The sequence below is a fragment of the Methanothrix harundinacea 6Ac genome, from assembly GCF_000235565.1.
In the GTDB taxonomy this organism is placed as follows: Archaea; Halobacteriota; Methanosarcinia; order Methanotrichales; family Methanotrichaceae; genus Methanocrinis; species Methanocrinis harundinaceus.
On the sequence record NC_017527.1, the window covers coordinates 23494 to 48617 of the forward strand.

Below are 25124 nucleotides of genomic sequence, written 5' to 3' on the forward strand. Positions count from 1 at the left end.
GCGTATAAAAAGTTAATTTGGGGCGGGCCGGAAAACCCCCAGGCCGCTCCAACATCCCCGGAGGAGGGTTTAATGGTCGCTGGTGACGACCGTCAGCACCGGGACGTTCCCGTCGGAGTCCTCCTTGGAGGCAAAGCCGATGGAGGCGTCGTCGGCCGCCACCAGGACCATGGAGAAGGGACAGTCGGGGCACTCATCGATGGCCTTCTTCACGATGCTGGTGGCATCGAACTCGTACCACCCGGAGCCGTCGATCTCCTCGACCCCGTCGACCTCATCGTCATACTCGGGCTTGCCGTCCCAGACGACGGTATCTTCGAAGAAGCCCTCGTAGTAGAAGTGGAGCTCCACCTCCCCTGGGGCCTCCACCTCCTTGGCATAGATCTTCAGGGTCGCCGATGCGACCTCGTCGGAGGACTCGATCCCCAGGGCCTCTTTGATGCTGTTGGTGTCGAAGTAGAGCCAGGACTCTCTCACTGGCTCGCCCCCTTCGGAGGAGACCCAGAGGATCTCTTCGGTGCCGAAGTTGTCGTCCTCAGCATACTTGTCGATGTACGCGTCCCCCATCAGGACCTTCTCAGAGGACCAGCTCGCGGCTGCGGCCGCTCCCACCATCAGGAGGGCGCACCCCAGGGCAAGGCCCAGTTTTAGCGGATATCTCATACTGAACACCTCAATCCAAATATGATATGCGGCGATAAAAAGACTTTGTGTTCACCTCTAACCTACGTGAGCCCTACAGAGGCCTCGCCTAGGCCGGATCAGAAGATCTCCGTCTCGAAGGCGGGAGGAGGGCCACGTTAGCTTTATTAACTGAAGATCCTCCTTAAGGCCGGTGGGTTAGATTGAAGAGTTCTGCGCATCTCAGCCCCTTCCTGGGAGCGACGGCGATTTTGGCGTTTCTGCTGGTGACGGCCGCCTCGGCGGCGACGATACAGGCGGGCTCTGACCTCCAGGCGGCGATAAACCAGGCGGTTCCAGGCGACACCGTCCTGGCGGCCCCGGGGGTCTACGGAGGGGTGGAGATAACAAAGAGCATAAACCTCATCGGCGACGGAGCCAGGATCAGGGCGGACGACCGGCAGATCGGGATGAAGGTCGGAGCGGACGACGTCACCATCTCAGGCTTCACCGTCGAGGGGGGGTTTTACGGGATCCACCTGGTAGGCTCGAGAAACTGCACCATCTCCAATAACACCATCACCGGCTGCGTCCAGTGGGGGATCGGCCTCATCTCCTCCGACGATAACAGGATCGAGAATAACGTCGCGAACTACAACGGCCTCGGCGGCGAGGGATGGTACGGGATCTACCTCTCCGGCTCCCACCGCAACCTGATCCAAGATAACGTGGCGAGCTTCAACGGCGAGTACGGGATAGCCCTCTTCCCGAGCTGCTCCGAGAACGTCATCCGGGAGAATGTGGCGGAGAGAAACGACTACGGCATCTACATGTTCACCAACTGCGCCGACAACCTGATCCAGAAGAACCGGCTCGCCCAGAACTTCAACTCCGGGATCAAGATGATCAACGGCTGCTCAAAGAACCAGATCCTGGAGAACGATATCGTCGAGAACGGGGTCGTGGGCATATTCCTCCAGAGGGGGTCGGGATACAACCTGATCCGAGGTAACGAGATCGCGGATAACTCGAAATTCGGTATCCAGATCCAGGAGGGGCCCTCCGGAAACAACACCATCGTCGAGAACAACATCTCGGCAAGCCAGCGCGGCATCTTCGTCAACACCGACGGAAACCACATATACAAGAACAGGATCTTCGACTGCGTCATCCCCGCCGAGGATAGGGGGGTCAACCAGTGGTACGCAGACTACCCCGAAGGCGGAAACTTCTGGGGAGACTATATCGGAACCGACGAGTTCGGTGGCCCCGGCCAGAACATCTCGGGGAGCGACGGATTTGCTGACCTCCCCCGGATCATCAACGAGAGGGCTCGTGACATCTATCCCGTCATGGGCGAGGCGGTCCTCCCCCTCCAGCTCGTCGACGCCTCGATAAACCCCGCCCGGGCATCGATAGGGGCCGAGGTGACGGTGGAGGCGGTCCTCGACTCAAAGAACGGCGTCGCCCAGGTCTCAGCCCGGACGAGGAGTCTCCTCAGATCCTCCGAACGGACCCCCTACATCAGGATGGACCGGGCCGGGGACGGAGCCTACGTCGGCACCCTCCAGACCGCCCTGATGGGGCCGGGGAGGTACGAGATAATCCTCTCGGCGAAGGACTCCAAGGGGTACGAGGTGGAGGAGACGATCGGGGAGCTGGAGCTGATCCCGAGGGCGGGATGGAGCTTCGACGAAGCCCTCTCTAAGGGGCTTTAAGATCATCATGATTCAATTCTTTCAGGGGAAAAAAAATGTTTGGGGTTAGAAGAAAGATCAACTCAGCTGAAGGGCCCTGCCCGTCGGCTGGCCGCAGGTCCGGGAGTCTCCGGTCAGGAGCGGCCCTGTGGGTCCTGACCATCGCGGCAGTATTCGCCTTGGTCTCTTGCACGACGGCAGATTTGGATATTGACGAGAAGCACGCAGGAAAATGGGACTGCCCCGAATGCAAAGGCCAGTCGAACTCGAGCCTCGCGATCTTTGAGTTTTTGGGCTACAATCCGACGGTGATCGAGGCCGGGACGCCCAAATCCGCGAAACAGGCGCGGGCCGATATGGAGGCCGGAAAGGAGGAGACTGAGGATCTCAACTCAGCCCAGAGGGCGCGGGCAGAGATGGAGGCGGAAAAGGCCGAGAGAAAGGCTGATGGTTACATTCGCGGCGAGTTTCTCGCCTCCGTCGAAGACGCGAAGGCCGCGGACGTGATCCTGGACGTGGGATCCCACTACGGCACTATCCACATCAAGGGGGCCATCCCCCTATACTGGGAGGAGCTCCTCGACGAGAATAACAACCCGAAGTCCGCCGAAGAGATGGCCGAGATCTTCGGGAACGCCGGCATATCCCCCGAGGACTCGGTGGTGATATATGGCGACTGTGAGCCCTGTGATGACATATCCGTCGCTCCCTTCGTCTTCTGGGCGATGAGGTACCTCGGCCACGACTCCGTCCAGGTCCTGGACGGCGGTCTGGACGCCTGGACCTCTGCCGGCCAGCCCACCGAGAGGGTGGAGAACGCGAGGCCCGCCGTCACCTACACCCCCCGGGTCAGGTCCGGCCTCATGGCCGACTACGAGGGGGTCTCCAGCGGCGACCTCCAGCTCGTCGACGCGAGGGTCCTCCGGGACTTCTCCGCCGATAAGATCGCTGGGGCCATCCACATCGACTACTCCGAGGTTTTGACCGGCGGCAGGATGAAGGGGAGCGACGACCTCGACCGGGCCTTCTCAGGCCTTGATGAGGAGAGGCCGGTCGTCGTCTACTCCTACGCCGGCGCCAGGGCTGCCATGGTCTGGCTCGCCCTCCAGCTTATGGGCTACGAATCGAGCGTCTACTCCTTCAACGACTGGGAGGCGAGGAGGCCCCCCGTCAAGGCGATCCTGGTGAGCTCCAGGGCGGACCCCAACCCCGCCCCCCCTGGACCGGTCAAGATATTCGCCACCTTCGATGTCGTCCCCGACGAGGCGGACTCGATGCCGGAGTTCTCCGAGGCGGAGGGCTCCGATGAGGTGACGACGACCGAGACCGTCGAGGAGGCGGTCTTTGAGGACGGGGGCATCGACGATATCGGTCCGGCGGAGAACCTATCCATCGAGACAAATGGATCCATCGTCAGCGGTGCCGAGATCGAGGATATCATCTCCAACGCCACCTCCATGGAGAAGCCGACGGCCAAGACGATGGGATGCGTCGCCTGCTTCGATCCCATCCTCCTCTACGCCTCGGGGTCCAACCCCTCGGAGATCACCAGCGGGGTCAAGCTCGGCTCCATCGGCGGCTCCGCCCTGGCCCCCATCACCGCCGCCGGGGCCCTGATCCAGGACTCCGAAGGGAGGGTGATGGCCACCATCGAGCTCGTCCCCACCCTCACTGACGAGTACCTGGGGACCTGGGACGCCACCGGAGCCCCCGCCGGGGCCTACAACGTCACCCTGGCGGCGGCGACGGGAGGGAAGACCTCCTACTTCGAGGACGTCCTGACGATAGAGATCGACGGCTCGGCCCCCGCCCCGACGGCGCCTACGGCGCCAGCCGCGACGGATGGCATCAGAAAGCTGGGAAAGTATTAATCGGATAGGGACGTAGGATGAGGAGATGAGCTGGCGAAGCCTCTCTCTTCTCCTCGCCCTGGCGGCGATCGTCTCGACCGCCTCCAGCGGCGCCGCCATCTCCATATCCTTAAAGCCTCCCCAGGAGGTCCCGCCGCCGTGGTTCCTCCAGAGGATGAGCTCGGTCCTCAGCCCTGAAGACGACGCCGAGCCTCCGACGATCCAGTACGCCCACGTCTCTCCGATGATCATAAAACGGGGGGACCCCCAGGTGGAGGTGAGGGCCTGGGTGAGAGACGACGTAGGGGTGGAGACGGTCTACGCCGAGGCAGCCGGGCTTTTTATTCCCATGATCGACCTCACCCGGAGCGGCAGGTACGCCGGTCGATGCAGCTCGAACCTCCCCCCCGGAGACCACCCGATAGAGATCATCGCCGTGGATAAGGCCGGCAACGCCGCAAGGAACGCCGAGCTGGTCCTCAGGGTCCTCGACCCCCGGGACCTCAACTCCAACCGGATCGAGGACAGCCTCGAGGAGGCTGAGGACGAGGAGGTGAGGGTGATAGTCCTCGTCGATGAGAACGCCACCCTGGAGGGGGAGGGCGAAAAGTTCAGGATCCTTCCCGGCGCCTCGATGATCGTTCCCCGGGGAGAGCTGGAGAGCATCGCCGGTACGACGGGGGTGAAGGGGGTCTACGAGGACAAGAAGCTCAGGATCCTGGGGGAGCCTATCGAGGGATACAGGCCCAAGAACGACCCCAGGTTCGCCGTCGACGACTACTCCGGGTGGGGCGTTACCGTGGCGATCCTCGACACCGGGGCCGACCCCAACCACCGGTCCCTCGACGATATGGACGACGACCTCTTCACCCCCGGCGCAAAGATCGTCGCCTTCAAGGACTTCGTCAACGGGAGGGAGGATGTCTACGACGATCACGGCCACGGCACCCATTGCGCTAGCCTCATCGCGGGGACCGGGGACGGGAGGGGGATCGCCCCGGGGGCGGGGCTGGTGGTCATCAAGGTGATGGATAGAGACGGCGCCTGCTACCTCTCCGACGCCCTCACCGCCCTAGACTGGTGCCTCGAAAACCGGGATTCCCTGGGGATAGACGTCCTCTCCTTCAGCGTCGGTGGGGAGGTGCCCAGCGAGGGGGCCACCCTCCTGGACGAGGCCTGCGACAGGATGGTGGACGCGGGGATCGTCGTCTCCGTCGCCGCCGGGAACGCCGGGCCTGCCACCAGATCGATCGTCACCCCCGGCACCGCCGAGAAGGTGATCACCGTCGGCGCCACCGACCCTGGGGGGATGATATTCCAGAGGTCTTCCCGGGGGCCCACCCTCGACAACCGGGTGAAGCCCGACCTGGTGGCGGTGGGGGTGAACGTCACCTCCGCCAAGGCGGGGACCCTCCGGGGGGAGGAGGATATGAGCGGAACCTCCATGGCGGCGCCCCAGGTGGCCGGGGCCTGCGCCGTGATCCTGGAGAAGCAGCCCGGCCTCGACCCCGCCGGGGTGAAGAGGGTCCTTCTGAGGTCCGCCGACGACATCGGGCCCTCGGGCCCCGACAACACCTTCGGCTACGGAGCCCTCAACCTCTCCCGAGCCATCTCCCTCGTCGAGGAGAGGCCTGCAGACCCCGAGGTCTACAGCCTCCAGCTGAGCAGGACCGCCGCCACCCCGGGGGACCCCGTCACCATCGAGGCGGGGGTCTCAGGAGATCCGGCCACCGTGGAGGTCCACGTCATCGGCCGGGATAGGGAGATCAGGATCCCCATGGGGGACCTGGACAGAAACGGCGTCTACACCGGCCGCTGGGAGACGAGGTTCTGGGAGCCCGGAGATTATTCGATCGCAGTGGAGGCGAAGGACCCTTTCGGGGGGGTGGGGTCTAAGGCCGTCTCCTTCGCCCTGACGTGAGGTGGAGACCTTTGGACCCGAGGAAAGAGATATCGAAGTTTGGAAGCAAGATCGTCTCGTCCGGCCTGACCTACGCCCACTTTGGAAACATCAGCCTCCTATCCGAGGGGATGATCCTGATCACCTCCACCGGATCGATCCTCGACGAGCTGACGGAGGACGAGGTGATCGCCGTCACCCCGGAAGCCCCCTGCCCCGAGGACGCCCTCGCCAGCTGCGAGACGGTGGTCCACCGGGCCATCTACGAGAAGACGACGGCCCGGGCGGTGATCCACACCCACTCGCCTTACGCCGTCGCCACCTCCATCCTGGAGGAGGGGCCCTTCGAGCCGATGGACGGCGAGGGGGCGAAGTTCCTCGGGGCGGTGCCGATCGTCGAGGGGGAGATGGGGAGCCGAGAGCTCGCAAAGAACGCCTCGGCCGCCCTGAAGGGGAGCAGAGCCTGCATCGTCCGGGGGCACGGGGTCTTCGCCGTCGGCTCGACCCTCGAGGAGGCCTACGTCGTCGCCTGCATGGTGGAGCACAGCGCCATGATAAGAAGGCTCGTCAGCGTCGGATGATAATTCGAGGAAGCTGATCGGGATAGAGGGTTGCAAGGCCCAACCACCGGGCTTCATGGGAGTACCGGCGATCCAAAGTCCGACGGCTCGGGAGCCGAGGGAGCCGATCTGAACCCCTCAAAAAAGATATTAACGGGCAGGGCCTCTCCAATACCATGAGCGCCGCCTTCCAGATCGGGAGGATCGCGGGGATCCCCATCAGGCTCCACATCACCTTCCTTGCGATCATCCCTATAGTCGCCTACATCTTCTCGACCTTCACCGCCACCACCCCCCTCGAGGTGCTGGGCCGGGTCTACGACCTATCGTACGGCTTTGCCGCCGTCGAGCCCCCGGAAGTGCGAATGGCCTACTCCTTCGCCTTCGCCATCCTCCTATTCCTCTGCGTCGCCCTCCACGAGCTCGGCCACTCCTTCGTGGCGATGAGGTACGGGATAAAGATCAGGAGCATCACCCTCTACATCTTCGGGGGGGTCGCCTCGATGGAAGACATCCCCCGGGACCCAAGCATGGAGGCGAGGATGGCGGTGGCGGGGCCCGGCGTCAGCGGGATCCTCGGAGCCGGGACGATCCTCCTGAGCCTCCAGGCCGCCTCCCTCCTGGGAGGGGGCCACCCCCTCACCACCCTCCTCTGGACCCTGGGGGTGATCAACATCATCCTGATGATCTTCAACCTCCTTCCGGCCTTCCCCATGGACGGGGGCAGAGTCCTTCGAGCCTGGTTTGCTTCCAGGCTCCCTTATGTAGAGGCGACGAGACGAGCCGCAACCATCGGCAAGTTCTTTGCGGTCATCATGGGTTTTTTGGGGCTATTCGGAGGCGGCATTCTTCTGGTGGTCATAGCCATCTTCATCTACATCGCCGCCAACGATGAGGAGAAGGCCACAGCCATCGTCGTCCCCCTGGAGGGGGTGAAGGTCAGGGACATCATGTCCAGGGACCTCCGGACCGTCTCCCCCGATACGACGGTCCCGGAGATCATGAACCTCATGTTTCGGGAGAAGCACCGGGGATACCCGGTGATGGAGGGGGGAAGGCTCGCGGGGATCGTGACGATATCCGACGTCCAGAAGGTCCCCGAGGAGAGGAGGGGGACGACCGTCGTGGGGGACGTCATGGTGAGGGCGATATACGTCATCGAGCCGAACGCCGATGCCGCCGAGGCGATGAAGAAGATGATGGAGCAGCAGATCCGGAGGCTCCCCGTCATGGAGGACGGCGAGCTTGTGGGGATCGTCTCCAGGTCAGACCTCCTCCGGGCGATCGAGATCTGCACGGGGTGGTGACGGCCCCGGGCGCAGAAAGGGTTTTTAGGGGGGGCGCCCCTCTGGGGCCCCACGGCGAGGTAATCGACTTGGAAGAGATGGTCTCAGGCAGCTCAATCGAGGGGGGCGAGGGCCCCTCCGCCCCCGGAGGGGAGAAGGGCGAGATCGTGATCGTGGGGACGGCCCACGTATCCGAAAAGAGCGTCCAGGAGGTTCGGCAGGCGATCGAGGATCTCCGCCCCGACGTCGTCGCCGTGGAGCTCTGCCGGGGAAGGTACCGGGCCCTCCGGGGGGAAGAGGAGACGGGGGAGATCCAGATAAAGGAGATCCTCAGCGGCGGCAAGCTCTACCTCCTCCTGGTCCAGTGGTTCCTAGCCTACGTCCAGAAGAAGATCGGATCGGACCTGGGGGTGAAGCCCGGATCGGAGATGATAGCCGCCATCGAGGCCGCCGAGGCCGCCGGCGCGAGGGTGGCCCTGGTGGACAGGGATATTGCCGTCACCATCCAGAGGTTCTGGACTTCCATGAGCTTCCTGGAGAAGGCGAAGCTCGTATTCTCGATGATCCCCGCCGCCTTCGGGAAGGGGGAGGATATCGATATCGACAAGGTGACCGAGGAGGACGTCGTCTCCGCGATCATAGAGGAGTTTCGAGAGGTATCCCCCAGGGCAGCCGAGGTTCTGATCGACGAGAGGGACGCCTACATCGCCCGAAACCTCATCCGGCTCGCAAGGACGGGGAGGGTCCTGGCGGTGGTCGGCGCAGGCCACCGGGAGGGGATCGCGAGATACCTCGACCACCCCGAGAGGATACCTCCCATGGAGGAGATGGCCAGCCCGGCCAGGAGGAGGAGGATCTCCGCCCCGAAGGTCTTCGGAGCCCTCCTGATGCTCCTCGTCCTCGTGACGATCGGAGCCGTCCTGATAGCCGGAATCGACAGCGCCCGGATCCTGGCAGCCCTCAAGATCTGGTTTCTCGTCAACGGCGCCCTCAGCGCCCTCGGGGTGATCCTGGCCCGGGGCCACCCCCTCTCCGCCCTCACCGCCTTCATGATCGCCTGGCTGACGAGCCTCAACCCCCTGATGGCTGCGGGCTGGTTTGCGGGGATCGTCGAGGCGTGGAAGAGGAAGCCCACGATGGCAGATATGAAGAAGCTCGCCGAGGCGGAGACCTTCAAGGAGATGATGGCCATCCCCCTCTTCCGGGTGATCCTGGTCGCCGCCCTCGCCAACCTCGGGAGCGTGGCGGGGACGGTCCTGGGGGCCTATCTGATCCTCCGGATGGCCGGGGTGAGCCCCGAGGACCTCGTCGGCGGGGTCCTTTAGCTCAGCACGATACGACGTTTATTCCAGCGTTCTTGATCTTATTCAGCCGGCCTATGTTCAGGAGGAGGGGCGTCAGCCCCTCCACCTGGGCCGCCAGCTCCAGGGGCCCCCCATCCAGGGGCCTCAGATCCTTTACGACCCGGACCAGGTCGGCGACGACCTCCTTTGCCTCGGGATCGTCCCCAACGATCAGAACGTCCCCCCCAAGGGTCAGGTCAAGCTCCTGGAAGGCCGCGTAGGAGATGGTGTGAAAGGCCGCCACCACCCGGACCGAGGGGGGGAGGAGGTCTCTCGCCAGGAGGGCGGCGCTCCCCTGGGCCGGCGGTGTGTACTCGAAATGGCGCCCCACCCTGGCCATGGGTACGACGGGGGATATCACGATCTGGTCCCCGTAGCTCTCCCTCAGGTTCGAGGTCATCGACTCGACGAAGTTGTAGGGCACGCTGAGGACCACCAGGTCGCTAGCCTCGATGGCAGCAGCGTTGTCCATCCCCTTTATCCTGGAGTCTATCCCCCTCGACTTCAGAAAGCGCGTCAGCTCCGCCGCCGCAGCCTCGGCCTTATCGGCCTTCCTCGACCCTATGACGATCTCGTGCTCCCCCGCCCAGCGCTTGATGAAACCCTGGCCGCAATCTCCCGTTCCTCCGACAACTGCGATCTTCATGTAGAGCCAATCTCGGATCCATTTTATTTTATCATTTGCCACGCCCCCGATACTCCCACGGCTATGGTGGAGCAGATCGGTGGGCATTGGAGCCTAAGGGAATAAGGATGGAGATGGGGGGTCTCGAACAGTTCAATATCTAGGGATGTATAAAGAGGAGGATCGGGAGTTAGGAGATCAATTGGGGATTCGATGAGATGGCAGTCCTGGAAATGGTCTCATTCGAGATGGAGGAGAGGAACCTAAGGGTCAATGAAGGGTTGGCACGAGGTGACGTAAGGGAGTAGCAATGAAGGGGGTAATATTTCATCATCTCGTGCCACTAAGCCGAAGCGCATCTGGCTTTGGCCATCCCAGACTATGTTTCTTATCCCATATTAACTTTAGGGTCCATGGGAAGATGAGCCGCCTCGCGCCCCCGATCTGGGGGGAGGAGCGGTGAGGACCTCCCTCAGGACCTCGATGGGGGCATCGGTCTTGACCCCCACGCCGCTGAAGTGGGTCCTGGAGGCGCTCCAGCCCAGGGATCGGAGCTCCTCGACGAGGTCGGAGGCTGTACCGGGGGTCGCCTTGAATCTTCTGCAGAGCCTGTGGTGATCGTAGTACATGGGGAGGTCGATCTCGTCGGCGCACGCTTGGAGGAGCCGGACCCCGCGGTCGGACCGGGCCGCCGACCCCTCCATCGCCGCCAGGGCCCTTCCTATCACCCCGGGATCCTGGATCGGCCCCAGCCACAGGGGGCCCGCCACCTCAGCCCTCCCGCCGCAGAAGGAGCATTTTCCCGATGAGGGGCAGCCCACCCCCGAAACCGTCCGCCAGAGGCCACAGCTGCGACACTGCTCGAGGTACCCCATGGATTCGAGGGCCCTGTCGGCGCTCTTCGCCCCCTTCGCGATCCCGAGGTAGACCCGGACGTAATGGTCGGTGGCGTGGGTGAGGAGGGGGCGGACCCCCTTGTCGACCCGGGCGAGCTCCCTCGCCGCCGCCCCGAGGAGGATCCGCGCCCCCATCTCCCGGTGGTGCTCGGCCTTGACGGGGACGGCCATGTACTTTCGGATCCCGCTCTTGAGGTGAGCTCCGCAGAGGGGGGCGGTGTCCGTCGCGGTGATGAAGAGGTAATCCAGGGCGGATCGCGCCGCCGCCGCCAGAAAGGGGGCGGGGGAGCCGAAGGGGTCGAGGTCTACAGCCTCAAACCTCCTCTGATGGAGGAGGACGTTGGCGTTGGACGAGAGGACCTCGCATCCCACGAGGCCGTTAAGCCTCGCGTTCTCTCGGATGAGGGCGACGGCCCTGGGGCTGACGTCGTTGAGGGCGACGGCGGCAGCCCCCGCCTCCTTCGCCACCCGGAGGCCCCGGGCTCCGCTGGCGGCGAGGGCGTCCAGGTAGTCGGAGATCCCCAGTGCCCTTACCATCGCCACCCCCAGGTCCCGGTTTAGCCTCATCCTGGGGTTGTAGAAGGCCCCCTCGACGTTGAGGGTGACCGCCCCCTCCACCACCATCTCCGCCATCAGCTCACTGGTACCCCTTCTCCACCAGCCCCTCGCTCCAGTAGTTGTCGCATTTGGGGCAGTAGTAGATCGCCTCCACCACGATCTTCTTCCAGTTCTCCGAGTCCAGGGCCCGTCTCAGCTCCCGGGCCTCGCACTCGGTCCCGCACTTCGGGCAGAAGGGCACAAACTGCGCCTCCAAGACGACGTCGTTCTCCTCCACCTCTTTGACCTCCGGAGGTACAGATGCGCCGCCGCCAAAAAAAGTTGTCGTCGGACCCTCAGAAGGCGAGGGGGCCCGAGGCGAGAACCGCCAGGAGAAAACCGAGGATCGCACCGCCGTTGAGGAAGGGGAGCCCCGCCTGGGGCCTATCCCTGGGGGTGGTGGAGAGGAGGAGGAAGCCAAAGGCGGTGCCGGCCATCGCCCCCAGGGCGGGGAGGTTCGCCGCCATCCCCAAGACCTCGACGGCGGGGAGGTCGAGGGACCAGTTGGCGGAGATCACCAGGACGGTGGGGATGATGGCGTCCCCCAGGCCGAGGAAGTAAGCGCCCCGGGCCTCCCCGGACCCGAGCCCCTCGCGACGGAAGCTGTACCCCCTTCGCCGGGGGATGACGAAGAGGAGGGGAGCCCTCATCTCCATCACCCCCTCCGCCAGGGTGACCATGTGCCGGGTCTTGTAGACCGAGATGGCGTCGTAGGCGGCGAGGACGACGAGGAGGATGATGGCGGGGAAGGGGGTCATGCTGAGGCCGAAGAGGGTCCCCACCCCGGCAGAGACGAGGAGGCCGACGAAGTCGATGACGTACCACTCCGGATAAGTGTAGAGGAGGGCCAGGACGGCGGCAGAGACGAGGAGGGCGGAGAGGGGCGGAGCAAAGGCGGAGATGACGTAATATACCCCCATCGCCACCGCCAGCAGGACCACCCAGGTGACGATCCAGCCCTTCTTCAGCCTCATGGCCATCAGGATGAAGACCGTGAACCCCAGGACGAGGAAGATGTAGCTGAAGGGGTTTGCGGCGGATTCGGGGTCCTCGAAGACCCTCACCTCCGTCTCGGATAGGGGGGGCATCAGGGCGAGGGAGAGGAGCTGGACCGCCACCAACAGGGCCAGCATCCCCACCATGGGGACGGCCCGCTCGGCGAAGGGCTCCGGAGGCATATCACCGCTCCGCCAGGAGCTCGAGGTAGGACTTTCTTATCGATTCCGAGATCCCCAGCCTCGCCAGAACCTCGAGGGCCGCCCTCTTCTCCTCCTCCCAGACCTCGCCGCCGGAGAGCTCGACTTCAAGGAAGCTCCCCAGCCCCTCCACCTCGTCCAAGCAGAGGGTGGCCCTCCCCAGGGAGTACTTCGTCCTCCTCTTCTTGACGACGGCGGCCCTGAAGAACCCCAGGGACTCCAGGATCGACTCGAGGTTGTGAGGGTCGTCGACCTGGACGGTCACCTCCCGCCGGGACTTCGTCTCGGGGTCGAGCTTCGGCCCCTTGTAGGTGAGGAAGGCCCCCGCCTCCTTGATCCGGATCCTGAGGGCCTCGTCGGTTTCTGCGAAGTTTCTGGACCTTGAGCCGAAGTAGAGGTCGAGGTGGACCTCCGCCCCCGTCCTCGCGCCCCCCAGGCCCGCGATCTTCTCCTCGATCCCCGGGGGGGCCCGGGCCTTCACCTCCACCTCGATCATGTTCCCGTCCGGATGAGGACGGTGGCCTCCGGGAGGCCGATCATATCGACGGCCCTCCCCGCGGAGAGGGTCTCGGATGCGATCTCCACCGCCCCGGGGGCGAGCTCTGCGACCTCGCCTCCGAGATCGACGAGGACCTTCCCCGCCTCCGCCATCCGGGCCACCTCCTCGGGGTCCATCTCCCTCAGCCTCCTGATGATCTCGCCGCTCTTCTCCTTGAAGACGGGGCCTATCGCCTTCATCTGCGGCTTCACCTCCACGGCCCTCGTCTCGATCTCGGGGCGGCCGCGCTTCACCGCCACCGTCGAGCTGGTGGAGCCCGCGAGGTCCGCCGTCTCCAGATCCAGCTCCGAGTAGACCTCGATGCCGGCGAGGGGGGCGTTCAGGGCCATCCCCCGGTCGGACTTGTACCTCCGAACGGCCGCCGCCACGTCCTTGATGAGGCTTCCCTCGGGCTGGGGCAAAACCTTCGGGGGCTCCGGCCAGGAGGCGGTGTGGACCGACTCCCCTGCGAGGCTCATCCTGATCTCCTCAGCGATGAAGGGGGTGAAGGGGGCGAGGAGGCTCGTCAGGGCCTCCAACGCCTCATAAATAGTCGCCTGGGCCGCCCTCTTCTCGGGGCCGTCGGGGCCGTAGAGCCGGGCCTTGACGAGCTCGATGTAGTTGTCGGCGAACTCCTCCCAGGCGAAGGATCTGATGGCCCTGAAGGCCTCGTCGAAGGCGAACCGATCCATGGAGCCGGTGACCGCCTCGATCATCTGCGAGAGCTCGAAGAGGAGCCACCGGTCGACCTGGTTTGGGGCCGTCCCCTCGGACCTTTTGGCGTGGGGGGCAGCGAACCGGTACATGGACCAGAGCTTCTGGAGGAACCTGCCGCCGGAGACGACGTCCTTCCACCGGAACATCACGTCGCTCCCGGGGCTTCCGCCGACGGCCGCCCACTGGCGGAAGGCGTCGGCGCCGTACTTCGCCACCACCTCCTCGGGGGCTATGAAGTTGTTCAGGGACTTGGACATCTTGTGGCCGTCCTCCCCCAGGACCATCCCGTTGACCAGGATCGAGTCCCAGGGCCTCGTCCCCACCAGAGCCCTCGCCCGAAGGATGGTGTAGAAGGCCCAGGTCCTGATGATGTCGTGGCCCTGGGGGCGGAGCTGGGCGGGGTAGCGGGGTTTGTGGTCGCTCAGCCATCCGGTGACGTTCAAAACGGATATGGAGCTGTCCATCCAGGTGTCGAGGACGTCGGTCTCGGGGTCGAACTCTTCAGAGCCGCATTTAGGACACGGGACCGGCGGACCCGTCAGGTTGGGGTCGAGGGGGAGCCACTCCTCCTCCGCGACGAGGGGCTCGCCGCAACCCCGGCAGTACCAGACGGGGATGGGCGTCGCGAAGATCCTCTGGCGGGATATGCACCAGTCCCAGTCCATCGTCCCGGTCCAGTTCAATAGCCGGATCTCCATGTGGTCGGGGACCCACTTTATCTCGCCGGAGGTCTCGATGATCTCTTCGGGGTTTATCCTCACAAACCACTGCCTCTCGGAGAGGATCTCGATTGGGGTCTTGCACCTCCAGCAGAGGCCGACGTTCTGGTCGAGGGGCTCCTCCTTGTAGATCGTCCCCTCCGACCTCATCTCCTCGATGATGGCGTCCTTGCACTCGGAGATCTTCATCCCTGAGAACCTGCCCGCGATCTCCGTCATCCTCCCCGTCCGGTCGATGGCCTGGCGGAGGGGGAGGGCGTGCTCGACCCACCATCGGACGTCCTGCTTGTCGCCGAAGGTGCAGATCATGACGACGCCGGTGCCGAAGGCGGGGTCGACGACCTCGTCGGCTATGACGGGGACGTTGTAGTCGAAGACGGGAACCGAAACCTCGGTTCCTATGTACTTTCTCTTCTTCTCGTCCTCGGGGTGGACGGCGACGGCGACGCAGGCGGCGAGGAGCTCAGGGCGGCTGGTGGCGATCTCCAGGTCTCCGAGGGGGGACCCGAAGCGGAGGTAGTTTAAGGTCGTCGTCCTTGAGTCGTACTCCACCTCGGCGAAGGCGATGGCGGTCCCGCAGCGGGGGCACCAGTTCACGGGGTGGTCTTCCCGATAGATCATCCCCTTCTCGAACATCTGGACGAAGGAGCGCTGGGTCTTGGAGTAGTACTCCGGGGTCATCGTCACGTACTCGTTCGACCAGTCGTTGGAGAAGCCGAGCCTTTTCATCGTCACCCTCATCTTGGCGATGTTCTTTGCGGTCAGCTCCTCGCAGAGGCGGCGGAACTCCTCTCTTGGGACCTCGTTTTTGGTGATGCCGTGGATCTCCTCCACCTTCACCTCCGTAGGAAGGCCGTGGCAGTCCCACCCCTGGGGGAACATGACGTTGTAGCCCCTCATCCTCTTGTACCGGGCGACGAAGTCGATGTAGCACCAGTTGAGGGCGTTTCCAATGTGGAAGTTTCCGGTGGGATAGGGCGGAGGCGTATCGATTATGTACTGGGGCGCGCCGGAGTTCCAGTCGAAATAGTAGATCGACTCGTCCCAGGCGCCGACCCACCTCTCTTCGATCTGCTTAAAGTCGTACTCCTTGGAGATCTCGCTCATCGGGATGGCCTCTGAGTTCATTTTTTCGGCATAGGTATGATGCTGGGAAGTTGCAAACAACGTTAATAGGATTATCGGTAGAAGATAGGACCATGGATCTCCTCATCTACACCGCCGACCAGTGCGACCCCAAGAGGTGCACCGGAAGGAAGATGGTCCGGTTCGGCCTCGCCCGGACCACCAAGCGGTATAACCGGCTCCGGGGCCGCCTCGTCTTAAGCCCCTTCTCCGAGAGGGCCCTCTCCCCCGCCGACAGATCGGAGGTGGGGCGGGGGCTCGCGGCCCTCGACTGCTCCTGGGCCCACGCCGAGGAGGTCTTCGGCACCGTCCGCCTCAAGGCGAGGGCGCTTCCCTTCCTAGTCGCCGCAAACCCCGTCAACTTCGGAAAGCCCTTCAAATTATCGACGGTGGAGGCCTTCGCCGCCGCCCTGGTGATCCTGGGCGAGCGGCCCCAGGCAGAGGAGATCCTGGCGAAGTTCTCCTGGGGGCACGTATTTCTGGAGCTGAACCAAGAGCCTCTGGCCGAGTACGCCGCGGCGAGGGACAGCCGCGAGGTCGTAGCCATCCAGGCGGAGTATCTATCGCAAGATATTTGAGTTTTGAAGTACGATCTACTGGAGGTGATAGATCATGACAGGATTGGTTCCAAGAGACGACTTCAAGCGCCTCCAGAACAGGATGAACCGGCTCCTGGAGGAGTTCGGGATCTCCGACCCCGAAGCGAGGTACATGCCTGAGATAAGGAAGATCCAGGAGAGGATGAACCAGCTGATCGACGACTTCGCAGTCGAGGCCCCGATGGCCGCGGGAGATGTGATGAAGCCCCTCGCCGATGTCAAGGAGACCGACGACGAGGTCGTCGTAGCCGTCGACCTACCGGGGATGGATAAGGGAGATGTGGAGATCTCCGTCGCCGAGGACCTCCTGGAGATCAAGGCGGAGCGGAAGGTGGAGAAGGAGGAGAAGGGCGAGGAGTTCTACCGGAAGGAGAGGAGCTTTTCGCGGTATGAGAGGAGCCTCACGCTCCCGGCGGGGGTGAAAGCGGAGGAGGCGAGGGCCTCCCTCCAGGACGGGGTCCTGACCGTCCACCTCCCCAAGGTGGAGGTGACGACCCGAAAGAAGGTGAAGATAGAGTAGTTCGACAGGTCGGGGACCGGAAGGTTCAGCCGTTCCCCGACCCCTCCTGGAGGAGGAGGTGATGAAGCTTGTCCCTCTTCGTCTCCAGGTACTTCCTGTTTTTATCGTTGGGCGGTATCTCGATGGGGGCCCGATCGACGATCTCCAGGCCGTACCCCTCCAGGCCGACGATCTTCCGGGGGTTGTTGGTGAGGAGCCGCATCCTCTTGATCCCCAGGTCGACGAGGATCTGGGCCCCGACGCCGTAGTCCCGCAGGTCGGCCGGATACCCCAGCCGGTGGTTCGCCTCGACGGTGTCGTAGCCCCGCTCCTGGAGGGCGTAGGCCCGGAGCTTGTTCGCAAGGCCTATCCCCCGCCCCTCCTGCCGCATGTAGAGGAGGACCCCGTTTCCGCTATCGGCGATCATCCTCATGGCGAGGTGGAGCTGGTCGCCGCAGTCGCACCGCCTCGACCCGAAGACGTCCCCGGTGAGGCACTCGGAGTGGACCCGGACGAGGGCGTCGTCGGAGGAGGGGTCTCCGGCGACGAGGGCGAGGTGGCACTGGCCGTCGACGAGGCTCTCGTAGCCGATGGCCCGGAAGTCGCCGTAATCCGTCGGGAGGGAGACCTCGGCGATCCTTCTCACCAATTTCTCGCTCCGCATCCTCCTCTTGATCAGCCGATCTATGGTGAGCATCTTGAGGCCGTGCTCGGCGGCGAACCGCTCCAGCTCCGGGAGCCTCGCCATCGTCCCGTCCTCCGCCATCACCTCGCAGATGACGGCTGCCGGATACAAACCAGCCATCCTCGCCAAATCGACGGAGGCCTCGGTGTGGCCCGCCCGGCGGAGGACGCCCCCATCCTGGGCCCGCAGCGGGAAGGTGTGGCCCGGCATCACCAGGTCGTTTAAGGTCGCCGCAGGGTCGATGAGGGTCCTGACCGTCTCGGCCCGGTCGAAGGCGGAGATCCCGGTCGTCACCCCCCGCCCCTTGGCATCGACGGAGACGGTGAAGGCGGTCCCCATCTTCTCGGTGTTGTTCTGGGTCATGAGGGGGAGGGAGAGCTCCCCGACCCGCTCGCCGGATAGCGGGACGCATATGAGGCCGCGGGCATGCTTCGCCATGAAGTTGATCGCCTCCGGAGTCACCTTCTCCGCCGCCATCACCAGGTCCCCCTCGTTCTCCCGCCCCTCGTCGTCCAGGACGAGGATGAACCGGCCGGCCCTCACCTCCTCGATCGCTTCTTCTACGCTGCAGAACGGCATACAGTTTGGGACTTTCACTCCGAGAACTTATAAGCGTTGGGGGAAGAGTATTAGCTTCTCGGAGCGGAGATCAATTTTACGATCTGCCTATGCCGATATTTATTAATTGATTCCAACCCGAATTATTCGATAAATTTAGGGCATCGGCCCGAAGATCCTGTGGCTTGACGGAGAAAAGGTTTTAGAAGCGTTCATTTCACCTTCGGACCTGAGTCCAAGGGTATAATATCGGATTTCTTCCCATATGGATCGATAATTTCCGGATTAAGAACCGCGAATTATTAGATATAATTATTTGTATATTATTTTTGTTTTCCCTTTAAATCGAAAGGTATTTACCGTTGCAATTCATAATAATACGCATCTGATGCAGGAGAGGGATCATGATTGTCGACAGAAAATTTGCATGGACCGCCTTGCTCGTTATTTTGAGCGCAGCCTCGTCGGCGGTTCTTGCATCGGCGCTGGCTGCGCCGCCTGAGGACTGCGATGACGGGACTTCTTCCCCCGAGGAGGGATGGACGAGCTGCGATGGAGAGATCATCGGCGCCGGAGAGGGGAGCTTTACGGCATACAATGAATCCTGCGAGGGCCCGCTAATCCTCAAATTCAGGCTCAAAGACCTCTCTGGCGGGATGCACGTCAACGTAAACGTCAGCGGCCAAAATCGGTACGCAATCGGGCTCAAGAGCGAGGATGACGGGCTACTATCAACTTACATCTTCAGGGAGGCAGGGACGGTTCCCTCCCCCGAAGAATGGGTGGCCGGAGAGCCCGTAGCCTACAACCATACCCAGGAGTATGAGGTGGAGATCCTATCCTATAATGGAGAGATCCGGGTCATGTTCAATGAGCCGGACCATGAAACTGGGGGGCCGTTTCCAGCGATCGATTACCTCGATCCCGATCCCCTCCCCCCCGGCAGAATCGACTTTGAAGCCCTGAACGGGACCTTCGTCCGGTTTTCCAACGTCACCGTCGTATGTCCATCCCCAACAACGGAAGAGGATGCGGCCTCGGAGGAGCCTGAGGGGAATCTGGACCTGGGGGTCGGCTACTTCGAGAGGCCGGAGCAAGATTCTCTGGTATAATCCCGCTGAGGATAGAAGAATACCGAAAGAGCAATGGCCAAGGATGGAACCTGACCGGCGATGCGGCGTTGACGCCGCGGTTACGACCTGAGCCCACCGACGGTGGCATCTTCCGGAGGGGACCACAGAAAGTTTCAGGAGACGAAGTTGCAAGGAGACTGCTATGAAGACGGAGGGGTTGCTCATCAGGTCTATCCTGATAATAATTTTGGGCTTATCCCTGGGGGCCAGTCTGGAGGTCGGCCTTGCTCGGGAGTTCGGCGGCCCTCTCACCGCTGTGAGGATGGCTGGCTGGACCATCGACGACGGTAACCTCACCGGCTACGGCGCCAGCTGGGCGGGATATAACGAGTCCTGCGAAGAGGGGGACCTCAATCTCAGCTTCAAGCTCAAAAATCTCACTGGCGAGATGCGCGTCAACATCAACATCGACGGCTCAAATCGCTACTCGATAGGCTTTACCAATACCCCATCTCTGGCGATAGATGCTCCGGCTGCTTTCGTTGGCTTAATACCCTCGGCCGATTATACCCTTTCTACATTTATCTTCAAATACGTTGGAGAGACAGAAGCCCCAGAAAAATTTGCTGGCAATTCAATACCATACGACCCGACCAAAGAGCATCAGGTATCCATCATCTCCAGGGAAGGACATATCCAGGTCTATATCGAGAGGATAGAAGAAGCGGAGAAGACGGTGATCAGAGAGATCGATGGGGAGATGATGGAGGGGAAGATCTCCGCCCTTCAGCAGGTGATCGATTATGCAGATCCGGATCCACTGCCCCCGGGGATCATCGACTTCGAGACTCTGGAGGGGGCGTACGTCGAGCTTTACGACCTCGTATTAACTTGCCGGCCGAACCAGCCTCCGACGGTGACCTCTCTGGGACCAGACCCCACCGCCCTGAGGGTGGATCGGGATGCGATCTGGACGGCTTCTGCTTCCGACCCCGAAGGCGATCCCGTCTTCTACTGCTTCTGGCTCCGGGGCCCATCGACCGGGGACGACTGGGTGCTCCAGCAGAACTGGTCCGCTGAGGCAAAATGGGAGTGGCGTCCATCCCAACGAGGAGTCTACCGGATCGGTGCATACGCCACCGACGGCAGACACTCTGCCGATGAGATTTTTTATAGCAAAGGGAGCTGGAAGGACGACCTGGTCTACGTGGAGGAGAGACCGCTTGTCCTCGGCGAAGAGGACAGCTTTCAGCGACCCGATCCCGAAGAGCTGGTGGATGGAACCGCTGATGGGATTGATTGGGGTGGGAAGGTCCCGATAAATCATGTATTGGTCGTAGTGGACGAACGGTTCTCGTTCGAAGAGGCGACCGGCATAGCTGAAGATCTGGCTAAAGGTCTAAATGGGTCGGTGGTGGGTCAGTTCGAAACCATACTAATGTTCCAGATCAAAACCAACCGGACAACGGCCCGGGGGGACAGCATTGAAGGACTAATTAGAGACATCGCCACTGCAAGAGAGGATCCCTCCATCGAGCTGGCCTTTCCAAACCAACAGATCTATCGAGAATCTTCGCTGAGCGACTCCGTTTATGCGGAGGAGAACTGCAAGGGCTACGAGATGGTCCGGGTCCAGGAGTCCTGGGACAGGGTCAACGAATCTGGCGTCAGGCTATTTCCCGTAAAGGTGGCCGTCATCGATGACGGGATCTACAGATGGGAGAACTGTTGTGAGTTTGATAATGCCACTATCAACACCACCGTCGGGGGGGACGCATTCGCGCCCGCGGTGCTGGAGGAACCCCTGCCGGGGTTTGAGATCGCCGGGAGCCACGGCACTGGCATCATGAACATTCTGGCCGCAGATCCCGATGATGGCGGGCTTGTGGGCATAGCGTCTCAGCCCCTCGGGAATAAATTGATGATTAATTTATATAACATATATCCCCCTGATGATAATATGAGTTTTTCTACCGACGCATTTCTCTCTCTCAAGTACGCATTGGAGAACGGAAGCACCATCATCAGCTGCTCCTGGGGGAACGATAGGGCGAATAACGCGTTGAACGTGGCATACAAAAAGTTCTTCAAAAACATTAGCAATATAGCCCCGGAGAGGTTGTTTGTATGCAGCGCTGGAAACGGCGGGGTGACGACCCGACACAGTGATTACAAGCACGCCCCAGGCGGCATCGAAATCTCCAATATGATCACCGTCGGCAACGTCATGAACGATCGAACACCAGCGCCGGACAGCAACCAAAATATAAAAGACTTTTTTGAAGTGACCCTCGCCGCTCCCGGCGCTCAGGCCGTCTGGGGAAGGAATGATTCGGGAGATATAAAGAATAATTCTGGTGGCACCAGCATGGCGGCGCCCCACGTCACCGCCGCTGCGGCGATGATGAGGTCGATATATCCCAGTCTTGAAGCCAAGGATATGAAGGATATCCTCAGAGATACGGGAGATATCACCCCAGACGATCCAGACGAGCTGGTCGGCAGAGTCCTGAACATCGACGGATCTATTGATAACGTTCTGGAGAATCTGCCGGAGACATTAAAAGACGAGACGAGGGCGCCCCTCCATGTAGAGATCCCCCGCATAGACGGCGTGGTGACGAGACATACCACACCCAAAGGAACAAACTGGTCCTTGGATCTGACCTTGTCAGATGGATCCGGCGAAGCAAAGGCAGAGTTGAAGCTGACCCAGCATGAGACCGTCATCTCTGGCAATGGAAATTTATATTTTTTACCAGAAGAAGATATCGACGGATCGGCCTCTCCGAGGTCCAAGTGCCCTAGAGACGACATCTTTGGAGATGTGGCAGAAGCTTTCCTCGGCAACGCCCTCCCAACCCCGTCCCAGCAACCGGTGGAGGCCAGGGGATCGTTTGAGGAGACGAATTTGCAATTGAGCATCGTCTCTCTGAACGACATGGTCCGCTACGAGATGACGCTATCGGTCATTGGAAGCCAGATAACGGGGACTTTTAAGTCGTACGATGGCAGAGGGATGGCTCGATCCAGGGGGGTCTGTTATGGGAGCCTCAAAAAAGAGGATATATAAGGAGGAAGAAAAATATAATATGAGGTTGATCTATATTGAATGACCACATTAACTTGATATTGGCTGTTTCAGTTATTTTGTTGGGATTGGCGCAAGGAGAGACCTGGGTCGTGAGCCAGAACGAATCCATCCAGGAGAAGATAGACATGGCAAGCCCCGGGGATACGATCCTGGTGGAGGATGGAAGAGATCCTTACCGCGAAAACGTGGACGTCAATAAGCCCCTCACCCTGAGGGGGGTCGGGCTGCCGGTGGTGGACGGAGGCAGAAACGGGAGCTCGATAACTCTTTCTGCCGACGGAATCGTGGTTGAGGGTTTCGTCTCGACGAACTACAGCCGCGGCAGATCTCCAGAAGAGGCGGCAGGAGTGAAAATATATTCTAATAATAATAAAATAAGAAATATTACTATATATAATGATGGTGCGGGGACCGGGATAGTCCTCAACGGCTCGATGAATAACTCCGTTGAGGCGAACAATGTCAGCCATAACAGATTTGGCATCTTGATCTTGAGGGGCCAGGGAAACTACATCCAGGGGAACAATGCCACCAATAACGGCCTGGGAATTAAGCTCCAGGACTCCGGGAATAACACGATCGAAGGGAACAATGCGAGCTTCAACGCCGATTACGGCATCTCTCTGGAGAGGTCCCAATACAACACCTTGAGGAAGAACGTTATGAATGAGAACGGTCGGAGCTTCGAGGCCGCCGGCCTAAATTACATAGATACCAGCAACCGGATTGATGGTGGCGCCATTTATTATCTGGTTTTAGCGGCCAACATGACCATCGATTCGACCTCGGAGGATGCTGCCGTCGTCTACTGCCTCAGCTGCAGCAACATCACAATAAAGGAACAGGTCTTCGATGAGACCGGATACGGAATTCGATTATATAATACGGCCAACTCCATGATAGCAGATAACGTATTAAATAATAAAAATTCAATTGAACTTCATGAGTCCGAGAAGAACACCGTCGGGGGCAACCACATCATCGGCCATTCTGACGCCGACGGCATCCACCTCAACAGATCCCGGAATAATTCGATCGAAGGGAACAACATAAGCGACGGAAGCGGGGGGATCAGCCTCGTCCGATCCGAAGGGAACACCATCGAAGACAACATTATCGTCAAGAACGAGAAAGGTGGCGTGATATTACAGGAATCCTCCTACAACACAATCAAGAGAAATGTCGTCTCCCTCGATAACGGGGAAGGCGGCGTATACCTCGAGGGCTCGCATAACAACACGGTGACGGAGAACAACGCCAGCTACAATGACATCGGGATTCACCTATCAAGCAGCCTCGAAAACAACATCTCTGAGAACGATGGCAGCTACAATCATGTTTCTGGGATCTTCATAGAAGAATCGAACAAGAACATCATAAAGGATAACAACGCCAGCCACAATGATTGGTGCGGAATAAAGATCGAGGGAAGCGGGGAAAACAGGATAGAGGCCAACAACGCCAGCTATAACGGGAACGGTCTTTTATTTGAGTCATCCAACGGAAATACCATCTCCCGGAACATCGCCAGCCATAACGTTGAGTATGGAATCCGTCTGTATGCAAGCTACGGCAACAACATCGCGGGAAACGATGCCAGCTACAACAACCTCGCCGGCATCAAGCTCGTCGATTCCCAGGAGAACGGGATCGCCGATAACTTCCTCCACGGGAACGGAGTGAACGGCCTGGCACTTATGAATTGTGTCAGAAGTTCCGTTGCAGGAAACGTCGCCAACAACAACCCAGCCTGCGGCATCACCCTCATAAACTCGATGAACAACAACCTCACCGATAACGGAGCCTCCAATAATTCTGATGGGATCGCCCTCTGCGACTCGTCATCGAACCTCATCAAAAACAACACCGCCAGCTACAACCGAATCGGAGTATACCTCTACCAGTCAAATCTCAACGAGTTAAAAGATAATTACATTAATAAAAATGAAGTTGGCGTTTCGTTCAATTCCTCGGAGAATAATACAGTGGATGATAATTTTACAGGGGATAACAAGTACGACGTGCTGATCGATAACGATACGTATTTTGGCCACTGCATCCGGGAAGAATCGGGGTATACAAAGGGTGAGACTTCCGTCGAGATACCGATCACGCACACAGCCCCGGTCGACACAACGGTATACACGGGCGGTGTCCCTGGTGACGGCAGAACAAAGATCGGAAAGGGGGTACCATATCAGCCGCCCTCGGAGAGGACGACAGAAGCAACGTCTCCCGCTCAGCCCTCCTCAGAAGATTATCAGAAGATGGCTGAGAAGGCCCTCGGGATGGTCGGCTGGGATCCGCCCAGAGAGATGATTGTACGCCACAAGTATAAAATAAATGTAACTCTGGGAGAGGATCGGGAGCGCCTGGCGGGGTACCTCGAGGAAGAATATGCCATCTACCAGAAGGTCAATCTTTCGCCCAAGTGCGTTTATGAGGTCAACCTGACGGGGGACAATTTCGACATCTCGCTCAAGGAAGGGTTGGCTCAGCAGATGTACATCCCCGATGAAGAAGAGCTGCCCAAGTGGGTATGGGAAGTAACGCCGACGAAAGGAGGCAACCAAACCCTGAAACTCGTGGTTAATTACCAGGAAAAATCAAATATTGGGGAACCAGCCTGGGCGACTAAGAAGAGGCTCGACGAGTGGCCGGTCACGGTGACCGTCGAAGAGAAGACCGCCTCCGACTACCTCAACGACGGCAAAAATTTTATTAAAAAATATTGGCAGTGGCTGGCCACCGTCTTGATAATTCCAATCGTCAAATGGTGGATGGGCAAAAGAAGATCTTTGAAGAAAGAGAAACCTGGACCCACCCAGGATATGGCCGGGACGTCGAAAGGACCCTCCACCGAGAGGCCCCCGGGTCCCGGCGGCGGTGAGACTTGAATGAGGCGCGGCCCGCCCCCGGCCAGGCGAAACCTTAGGCCGGGTTGCC

At 60.8% G+C, this 25124-nt stretch carries 19 protein-coding genes; 11 read left to right on the forward strand and 8 right to left on the reverse strand.

All coding sequences use genetic code 11. The features are described from left to right. Window positions 1-69: 69 nt before the first annotated feature. Entirely contained in the window at window positions 70-663 is a 594-nt protein-coding gene (locus tag MHAR_RS00105; protein WP_014585603.1) for a DNRLRE domain-containing protein, read from the reverse strand. 182 nt (window positions 664-845) lie between these two features. Here MHAR_RS00105 and MHAR_RS00110 point away from each other — a divergent pair, with 182 nt between their 5' ends. From MHAR_RS00110 to MHAR_RS00135, 6 genes are all read left to right on the forward strand, one after another. Then, a complete protein-coding gene (locus MHAR_RS00110; protein ID WP_014585604.1) occupies window positions 846-2339 on the forward strand; it encodes a right-handed parallel beta-helix repeat-containing protein in 1494 nt (497 codons plus the stop codon). A 182-nt stretch (window positions 2340-2521) separates the two neighbouring features. Next, window positions 2522-4189: a sulfurtransferase gene (locus MHAR_RS00115; protein WP_048144173.1), complete on the forward strand. Its 1668-nt coding sequence runs from the start codon at window positions 2522-2524 to the stop codon at window positions 4187-4189. A gap of 25 nt (window positions 4190-4214) precedes the next feature. Next, a complete protein-coding gene (locus MHAR_RS00120; protein WP_014585606.1) occupies window positions 4215-6089 on the forward strand; it encodes a S8 family serine peptidase in 1875 nt (624 codons plus the stop codon). Between the two features lie 11 nt (window positions 6090-6100). Next, on the forward strand, window positions 6101-6649 hold the full coding sequence (locus MHAR_RS00125) for an aldolase (RefSeq protein ID WP_014585607.1): 549 nt from the start codon (window positions 6101-6103) through the stop codon (window positions 6647-6649). Between the two features lie 155 nt (window positions 6650-6804). Continuing rightward, complete coding sequence (locus tag MHAR_RS00130; RefSeq protein WP_014585608.1) at window positions 6805-7935, forward strand: CBS domain-containing protein; 1131 nt, start codon at window positions 6805-6807, stop codon at window positions 7933-7935. 77 nt (window positions 7936-8012) lie between these two features. Then, window positions 8013-9239: a TraB/GumN family protein gene (locus tag MHAR_RS00135; RefSeq protein WP_143763422.1), complete on the forward strand. Its 1227-nt coding sequence runs from the start codon at window positions 8013-8015 to the stop codon at window positions 9237-9239. A 1-nt stretch (window position 9240) separates the two neighbouring features. On the opposite strand, the gene npdG is transcribed toward MHAR_RS00135, so the two are convergent. The 6 genes from npdG to MHAR_RS00165 all read right to left on the reverse strand — a co-directional run bounded on the left by npdG (window position 9241) and on the right by MHAR_RS00165 (window position 15658). Next, window positions 9241-9903, reverse strand: coding sequence for an NADPH-dependent F420 reductase (gene npdG / locus MHAR_RS00140; protein WP_048144174.1), 663 nt, complete (start codon window positions 9901-9903; stop codon window positions 9241-9243). 383 nt (window positions 9904-10286) lie between these two features. Next, window positions 10287-11411 carry a tRNA (guanine(10)-N(2))-dimethyltransferase gene (locus tag MHAR_RS00145; RefSeq protein WP_014585611.1) on the reverse strand — a complete coding sequence of 375 codons (1125 nt, stop codon included), beginning with the start codon at window positions 11409-11411 and terminating at the stop codon, window positions 10287-10289. Between the two features lie 4 nt (window positions 11412-11415). Beyond that, window positions 11416-11613: a hypothetical protein gene (locus tag MHAR_RS00150; protein ID WP_014585612.1), complete on the reverse strand. Its 198-nt coding sequence runs from the start codon at window positions 11611-11613 to the stop codon at window positions 11416-11418. Window positions 11614-11671: 58 nt separating this feature from the next. After that, complete coding sequence (locus tag MHAR_RS00155; RefSeq protein WP_014585613.1) at window positions 11672-12553, reverse strand: presenilin family intramembrane aspartyl protease PSH; 882 nt, start codon at window positions 12551-12553, stop codon at window positions 11672-11674. Between the two features lies 1 nt (window position 12554). Then, window positions 12555-13067: a class IV adenylate cyclase gene (gene cyaB / locus MHAR_RS00160; RefSeq protein ID WP_014585614.1), complete on the reverse strand. Its 513-nt coding sequence runs from the start codon at window positions 13065-13067 to the stop codon at window positions 12555-12557. After that, the gene (locus tag MHAR_RS00165; protein ID WP_143763425.1) at window positions 13064-15658 is read right to left on the reverse strand and encodes a valine--tRNA ligase; all 2595 of its coding nucleotides are present in this window, start codon (window positions 15656-15658) and stop codon (window positions 13064-13066) included. The genes cyaB and MHAR_RS00165 overlap by 4 nt, the downstream gene beginning before the upstream one ends. Before the next feature lie 86 nt (window positions 15659-15744). On the opposite strand from MHAR_RS00165, the gene MHAR_RS00170 reads away from it, so the two are divergent. Together MHAR_RS00170 and MHAR_RS00175 are read left to right on the forward strand one after the other, a co-directional pair. Continuing rightward, the gene (locus MHAR_RS00170; RefSeq protein ID WP_014585616.1) at window positions 15745-16248 is read left to right on the forward strand and encodes a DUF367 family protein; all 504 of its coding nucleotides are present in this window, start codon (window positions 15745-15747) and stop codon (window positions 16246-16248) included. 34 nt (window positions 16249-16282) lie between these two features. Beyond that, a complete protein-coding gene (locus MHAR_RS00175; RefSeq protein WP_014585617.1) occupies window positions 16283-16789 on the forward strand; it encodes an Hsp20/alpha crystallin family protein in 507 nt (168 codons plus the stop codon). Window positions 16790-16814: 25 nt separating this feature from the next. On the opposite strand, the gene MHAR_RS00180 is transcribed toward MHAR_RS00175, so the two are convergent. Next, entirely contained in the window at window positions 16815-18032 is a 1218-nt protein-coding gene (locus MHAR_RS00180) for a bifunctional 3,4-dihydroxy-2-butanone-4-phosphate synthase/GTP cyclohydrolase II (RefSeq protein ID WP_014585618.1), read from the reverse strand. A gap of 428 nt (window positions 18033-18460) precedes the next feature. On the opposite strand from MHAR_RS00180, the gene MHAR_RS00185 reads away from it, so the two are divergent. The 3 genes from MHAR_RS00185 to MHAR_RS00195 all read left to right on the forward strand — a co-directional run bounded on the left by MHAR_RS00185 (window position 18461) and on the right by MHAR_RS00195 (window position 25075). After that, entirely contained in the window at window positions 18461-19123 is a 663-nt protein-coding gene (locus MHAR_RS00185) for a hypothetical protein (protein WP_143763202.1), read from the forward strand. Between the two features lie 163 nt (window positions 19124-19286). Then, entirely contained in the window at window positions 19287-22157 is a 2871-nt protein-coding gene (locus MHAR_RS00190; RefSeq protein WP_014585619.1) for a S8 family serine peptidase, read from the forward strand. A gap of 35 nt (window positions 22158-22192) precedes the next feature. After that, window positions 22193-25075 (forward strand): right-handed parallel beta-helix repeat-containing protein, encoded by a 2883-nt coding sequence (locus tag MHAR_RS00195; protein ID WP_014585620.1) that lies wholly within the window; start codon window positions 22193-22195, stop codon window positions 25073-25075. The last annotated feature ends 49 nt before the right edge of the window (window positions 25076-25124 follow it).